Source organism: Novosphingobium sp. (genome assembly GCF_049240505.1).
GTDB lineage: Bacteria > Pseudomonadota > Alphaproteobacteria > Sphingomonadales > Sphingomonadaceae > Novosphingobium.
Genome location: NZ_JBMLSM010000169.1, coordinates 1 through 5,300, shown reverse-complemented (window position 1 = coordinate 5,300; position 5,300 = coordinate 1). Strand labels below are relative to the sequence as shown.

Below are 5,300 nucleotides of genomic sequence, written 5' to 3'. Positions count from 1 at the left end.
CGATGCTCAACCGTGCCTATGTCTATACCGTGCAGAAGCACGGCAGCCAGAAGCGCGCCAGCGGTGACCCCTATTTCTCGCACCCGGTAGAAGTTGCCGGCCTGATGACCGAGCTGAAGCTCGATCAGGATACGATCATCACCGCACTGCTCCACGATACGGTGGAAGATACGCTCGCCACCGTGGACGAGATCGAGCGCCTGTTCGGCCCCGATGTGGCGCGGCTGGTCGATGGGGTGACGAAGCTCTCCAAGATCGAAACGATGAGCGAGAGCGAGCGCGCGGCGGAGAACCTGCGCAAGTTCCTGCTGGCGATGAGCGAGGACCTGCGCGTCCTGCTGGTGAAGCTGGCTGACCGCATGCACAACATGCGCACGCTCCACTATATCAAGAGCGAGGAAAAGCGCCGCCGCATCGCGCGCGAGACGATGGATATCTACGCCCCGCTGGCCGAGCGGGTGGGCATGTACGAATACATGCGCGAGATGCAGTTGCTGGCGTTCGAACAGCTTGAGCCGGAAGCCTATGCCACGATCACAGGCCGCCTGTCCGCGATCCGCAGCGAGGAAGGTGCGCAGGTTGATGCCATCGCGCTCCAGATCAAGCAATCCTTGGCCGAGGCGGGCCTGCGTGTCGAGGTTTCGGGCCGCGAAAAGCATCCCTATTCGATCTGGCGCAAGATGGACGAACGCCACGTCTCGTTCGAACAGATCACCGATATCATGGCGTTCCGCGTGCTGACCGAGAACGAGGACGATTGTTACAAGGCCTTGGGCATCCTCCATCGCCAGTGGCAGATGATTCCGGGGCGGTTCAAGGACTACATCTCCACGCCCAAGATGAACGGCTACCGTTCGCTGCACACCGCGCTGATCTATTCCAATGCGATGCGCGTGGAAGTGCAGATCAAGACCAAGGACATGCACGAGCGCAACGAGTTCGGCCTCGCCGCGCACTGGGCCTACAAGCAGGGCGGCAAGCCCGACGGGCAGGTGGGGTGGCTGCGCGATCTGGTCGAAATTCTCGATGCCAGCCACGATGCCGAGGAACTGCTCGAAAACACCAAGATGGCGATCTATCAGGATCGCATCTTCGCCTTCACGCCCAAGGGCGCGCTGTTCCAGTTGCCCAAGGGGGCGACGCCGATCGACTTTGCCTTTGCCGTCCACACCAATCTGGGCGCGCAGGCGGTGGGGGCCAAGATCAACGGCCGCCACGTGCCGCTGCGCACGGCGCTGGGCAATGGCGATGTGGTTGAGATCATCAAGAGCCGCACGTCCGAACCGCAACTGTCATGGCTGGGCTTCGTCGTCACTGGCAAGGCCCGCGCCGCCATCCGCCGCTTTGTGCGCCAGAAGGAGCGTGCCGAAGTCGCCGCCATCGGGCGCAAGCTCTATGAGGAAATCGTTGAGCGCCTGCCCACGAAGGTCGGCAAGAAGGCCGTGGCCGACGCGCTCAAGCGCCTGAAACTCGCCGCCGAGGAAGACCTGATGTTTGCCATCGGCGCGGCCAAGATCGACGACCGGCAGGTGATGGAAGCGCTCGTCCCCGGCAGCGCAGCCAACATCGCGGAAGAGAACTGGCCCAGCCAGAAGCGCGCCATCGCGGTGCGAGGGTTGACGCCGGGCATGGCGTTCAAGCTGGCCGACTGCTGCCACCCGGTGCCGGGCGACCGCATCGTCGGCCTGCGCCGCCCCGGCAAGGGCGTGGAAGTCCACGCGATTGACTGCATGACATTGGCCGATGGCGTCGATGCCGACTGGATCGACCTGTCATGGGACGCCCGCACCGACGGCGCGATTGGCCGTCTCCGTGCCGAACTCTACAACCGTCCCGGCACACTGGCCGAAATGGCCGGCATCTTCGCCAAGAACCACGCCAACGTGGTCAATCTGGAAATGACCCAGCGCGAGAACCCGTTCCACACGTATGAGGTGGACTTGGAGGTGCGCGATCTGGCGCATTTGACGCGCATTGTTAGCGCTTTGCGGGCGAGTGAGGCGGTGGCGCAGGCGGAGCGGATTTAGCGTTCCCCCATACCGTTCGTCATTCCCGCGAAGGCGGGAATCCAGTCCGATAAAAAACGCCGTCGCCAAGCGACGACGTTGCTGGTCGCTGGATTCCCGCCTGCGCGGGAATGACGAGAGTTAAGTATACTGTCCCCGGAATTCCGGAATTTTCAAGGATGCCCCGCCATTGAGTGACGAAATTGTGCGCCTCAAGCATGAATAAATTTGATGCAGTTGCTGTGCAGAGTATGGTTTGGCTCTGCATGGTTATTCTGGAGTGGAATGTGATAAGAGGCAAATGCTTGCAATGCGGCGGCGGTGGATCAGGAAACTGGTACGATTGCGTCTGCGATAACCCTGAACCTTCAGCAGAAGCACTGCGTGCATTAGAGGATGTCAACGCGCTGAGATCGACAGCATACGATTTTATAGAAACCGAAAAAGTTATTGCAGAAGCAAACAGAGTGTTGGCCAAGTGGGAAAGATATAACATCGATTTTGAGATAACGACTTCTGTAACTGATGAAATTTCGGAATACGATTTTTCCATAGTAATGATATGCGACTTGCAAGATTCTAAGTATGCAGAAATAATTTCTCAATGGATGTTTCAGAAAGAGTTGGTTTCAACCCCAGATGGGTTCTGTATTATGCCCGTGGATGCCGACCTTTGCTTTCAAATTCGCGCGGTGTCTATTAGAGATTTTAATGATGGTGACAATAAAGCACTTTGGGATTTGTTTCACGCATTGCCTTGGGGAAATCGTGACGTCGCGCAACTGACTATCCGCATGAATAGATGATCTGAAGCTCGCCAAAAATCTGAGATTCCGATGACTCTTCACTCTATGCCCGAACCGTCGACGCCCGAAACGCCTAACCCATCAGACCAACCAACCCCACCCCACCGACTGCGCGTTCAACTCAGCCCCGCCAGAAATCGTCAGAAACGCCACACCTGCCGCATCGCGCCCGACGCCGAACACCACGGTTTTGGTCGGGTCGACCATGCGGGTGGCGTCCACACCATCACCGTAATTCCTACTCTATTTCGTTGTTAATCGTCATCATTCGCTGAGATGCGGTCCATGAAAAGCGAACTCGATGATATCGCGAACCTCTGCCGCGTCTTCATTTCGTCCTCGTTCGTCGAGCCGGACGGCCGCGTCCTCAAGCTCGTTCAGAATGGAGTGCATTTGACCAACGTTCAATGCCCCGCATTCAGAGAGTCCTCGGACGATAGCTTTGAGAGCATAACTTGCAGCAACGGACATCAATACCTCCTTGATCCTATATGGCACTACGATGCCGGCGAATAATTTTCCAGAGAAACAAGAAGGCCAGAAGGGAATTACGGTGACAGTTTACTCAATCCCTAAACCATCCAATCCTAAACTCTCCTAACCAACCGCACCAACCAACCCCACCCCCACCGACTGCGCATTCAACTCCGCCCCGCCGAAGATCGTCAGAAACGCCACATCCGCTGCATCGCGGCCCACGCCGATCACCACGGTCTGCGCCGGGTCAGCCATGCCGGTGGCGTCGACCAGATGCCACCCGCCTTGCAGCCAGACTTCGGCCAGTGCGTGGAAATCGGGCGGGGTCACGCCCGGTGCATAGGCGCTGACAATGCGGGCCGGGATGCCAAGACCGCGCACCAGGGCTATCAGCAGGTGGGCATAGTCACGGCACACGCCCTCGCGCGAATGGAAGGTGTCGAGCGCGGTGGTGCCGCCGTGGCTCGATCCCGGAACGTAGGTGAGGTGTCCGGCGATCCATTCGGTCACCGCCGAAACCGCCATGCCGCCATCAAGTCCGCCGAACTGGTCGATCACCGCCGCGTGCAGCGTATCGACCGGGCAGTAGCGTGAGGGCAGCAGGTATTCCACGTGCTCCGGGGGCAGCGCGGGCAGGGGATCGGCGGCCAGCGCGGCCAGTATCGACGCCTCGCGCGTCACGCGCACCCGCGCGTCATAGGCAACGGTGAAGGTGTCGCGCGGTTCGAACCAGATGCGCTCTCCCACGCCGCCATGCCCGGCCACGGCGCGCATCGCGTCTGGCGGGGTCAGCAGCAGCGTGCTGTCCATCACCTCCTGTCCCGGCAGCGCCGCCGCGCCGATCTGCATCAGCACTGCGGCCTGTTCGCGCATCGTATAGTCAAGGCGCACGGCGACTTCGATCTCGTGAGTCATGGTCGCCTTTATCCGCAAGTGTGAGGAAGGTTCCGGCGCTTCGCCGCGCCGATCGCCGTTCAGGTAGCGGCGGAGGCTCGGCCTGCATAGAGCCACCCAAGAAAGGCGGTGACAACAATGGTCGCCACATTCTGCAGGGCAGGGGCACCGTCCTGCATGATCTGGTGCGTCAGCAGCGAAATCGCCTCAAGAAGAGCCAGCGCGCCGCAGGCCACCGCGCCCATGCGTGCCAGTTGCGGACGCAGCAGGGCAATGATCAGGGCCGCCGTTAATGCCAGTTCCAGCCAGCCTACAGCTCGGCCGAGGGCTAGCGGCAGGTGAGCGGTCCAGGCCTTGTGCTGCACCAGTTCGGCATGGCTTGAGAATGCCTTGTGCCAGCCCACGAAGCCATGAAACAGCGCAAGGGGCACGGTAAGCACCACAATCAGTCCCAGTCGCGCCAGCGCAAACCTGCCATGTCCAGCCATCGCCATTCTCTCCCATATATTTTTAGAATTTAACTTCTAATAATATTCCGAAGTCATTGCAATGACGGTTCAGGGAGAAGCCTTTGCGTGATGGTTTTGACCTTCGCGGCGAATTGGGATATGATACGTCCGTAATGGAGCAGGACCGCGCCGGGCATGGCGTGTCGTCCGCGATCTTCGTTTGCGCAGCGGTTGACGTTACTATCGAAACCGCCTAATCGCGCCTTTCACTCTCAATCGGGCATGTTTTGTGGAGTCAGGGTTAAACGCCTGAAACTTCGCAGAAATCCCGGTGTTTTTGAGTGTTTTTCGCGATGAGATAGGCGGCGTGAGTGATTCGCGCGGCCTGTGGAGCAAACGGAGAAGCAAGTGGCTCGTATTGCCGGGGTCAATATCCCCACCAACAAGCGCGTTATCATCGCGCTGACCTACATTCACGGTATCGGCTCGTTCAAGGCCAAGCAGATCGCTGACAAGCTGGGTATCGATCATACCCGCCGCGTGCAGGATCTCTCGGACGCTGAAGTGCTCCAGATCCGCGAAGCGATCGATGCTGATCACACTGTGGAAGGCGATCTTCGCCGCGAAGTGGCGATGAACATCAAGCGTCTGATGGACCTCGCGTGCTA

General features: G+C 59.2%; 7 protein-coding genes. 3 read left to right on the top strand and 4 right to left on the bottom strand.

Annotation, left to right across the window (positions count from 1 at the left end):
* Together ACOVQ0_RS13370 and ACOVQ0_RS13365 are read left to right on the top strand one after the other, a co-directional pair.
* Positions 1–2,027: RelA/SpoT family protein (locus tag ACOVQ0_RS13370; protein ID WP_421885232.1), on the top strand; the 2,027-nt coding region annotated here is incomplete at its 5' end.
* Between the two features lie 197 nt (positions 2,028–2,224).
* Entirely contained in the window at positions 2,225–2,812 is a 588-nt protein-coding gene (locus ACOVQ0_RS13365; protein WP_421885230.1) for a hypothetical protein, read from the top strand.
* Between the two features lie 81 nt (positions 2,813–2,893).
* Here ACOVQ0_RS13365 and ACOVQ0_RS13360 read toward each other — a convergent pair whose 3' ends face one another.
* From ACOVQ0_RS13360 to ACOVQ0_RS13345, 4 genes are all read right to left on the bottom strand, one after another.
* On the bottom strand, positions 2,894–3,019 hold the full coding sequence (locus tag ACOVQ0_RS13360; RefSeq protein ID WP_421885228.1) for a hypothetical protein: 126 nt from the start codon (positions 3,017–3,019) through the stop codon (positions 2,894–2,896).
* 57 nt (positions 3,020–3,076) lie between these two features.
* Complete coding sequence (locus ACOVQ0_RS13355; RefSeq protein WP_421885226.1) at positions 3,077–3,283, bottom strand: hypothetical protein; 207 nt, start codon at positions 3,281–3,283, stop codon at positions 3,077–3,079.
* Positions 3,284–3,409: 126 nt separating this feature from the next.
* Positions 3,410–4,204: a transglutaminase-like domain-containing protein gene (locus tag ACOVQ0_RS13350; RefSeq protein WP_421885224.1), complete on the bottom strand. Its 795-nt coding sequence runs from the start codon at positions 4,202–4,204 to the stop codon at positions 3,410–3,412.
* A 59-nt stretch (positions 4,205–4,263) separates the two neighbouring features.
* A complete protein-coding gene (locus tag ACOVQ0_RS13345; RefSeq protein ID WP_421885222.1) occupies positions 4,264–4,671 on the bottom strand; it encodes a hypothetical protein in 408 nt (135 codons plus the stop codon).
* A gap of 369 nt (positions 4,672–5,040) precedes the next feature.
* On the opposite strand from ACOVQ0_RS13345, the gene rpsM reads away from it, so the two are divergent.
* Positions 5,041–5,300 (top strand): 30S ribosomal protein S13 (gene rpsM / locus ACOVQ0_RS13340; RefSeq protein WP_421885220.1); only part of this gene is annotated, 260 nt, incomplete at its 3' end.

Bases quoted from the DNA above. Each gene is read 5' to 3' on its own strand.
- ACOVQ0_RS13345 (WP_421885222.1), bottom strand. From the start codon at position 4,671: ATGGCTGGACATGGCAGGTTTGCGCTGGCGCGACTGGGACTGATTGTG.
- ACOVQ0_RS13365 (WP_421885230.1), top strand. From the start codon at position 2,225: ATGAATAAATTTGATGCAGTTGCTGTGCAGAGTATGGTTTGGCTCTGC.
- ACOVQ0_RS13355 (WP_421885226.1), bottom strand. From the start codon at position 3,283: ATGTCCGTTGCTGCAAGTTATGCTCTCAAAGCTATCGTCCGAGGACTC.
- ACOVQ0_RS13350 (WP_421885224.1), bottom strand. From the start codon at position 4,204: ATGACTCACGAGATCGAAGTCGCCGTGCGCCTTGACTATACGATGCGC.
- ACOVQ0_RS13360 (WP_421885228.1), bottom strand. From the start codon at position 3,019: ATGGTCGACCCGACCAAAACCGTGGTGTTCGGCGTCGGGCGCGATGCG.